Annotated in this window: 1 protein-coding gene; it reads left to right on the plus strand. The window is 63.9% G+C overall.

Translation table 11 applies throughout. From position 1 onward, the window contains the following. Positions 1–273: 273 nt before the first annotated feature. The coding region (locus E8D38_RS28060; protein WP_181179602.1) for a site-specific integrase at positions 274–595 on the plus strand (322 nt) is incomplete at its 3' end.

The raw sequence follows: 595 nt of genomic DNA on the forward strand, positions 1-595 counted from the left end.
ATTAGATAAGAGCTGCCGTCCTCTGCCTGCTCGCTCCGCGCCAAGGAGCGCCACTCCGGGAACGCTGCAAACAGCTGTTCAGCTGAGGTTAGAGAGTACGTGTCCACCCGAAGCGCCTAACGTAAATTGGGCCGAAAGGCTTTGCCTGCCAACGTCGGCCTAATAGCTGCACTCACGATCATCGGGCCCTCCCCTCATGCCCCTTGAAGTAGGGGCCACGCTCCCCCTTCGGGGGCGATGCGTCGGCCGTTTAGGCCGCCTAAATTCCGACGGATGAATCGTTTCACGACTTCCGCGCCCGCGGATCATACGAGTGCCGCCACGCCGGCGTCATCGCCCCCGTCCGAGGGACTCGAGGCTTCCCAGGTGAGCCCGGCGGGTACCCCGCGCCGCCTGCTCGACCGGGTACGCGATGCGATCCGGGTGCGGCATTACTCGATCCGCACCGAGGACACCTATGTGGATTGGGCCCGGCGTTTCATCCTGTTCCACGGCAAACGTCATCCTGAATCGATGGGTGCTGCCGAGGTGGAGGCGTTCCTGACCCACTTGGCGACTGAACGCGGTGTGGCCGCCGCCACACAGAACCAGGCCA

It is taken from the genome of Methylibium rhizosphaerae (genome assembly GCF_006386545.1).
Classification (GTDB): Bacteria; Pseudomonadota; Gammaproteobacteria; order Burkholderiales; family Burkholderiaceae_C; genus Pseudorivibacter; species Pseudorivibacter rhizosphaerae.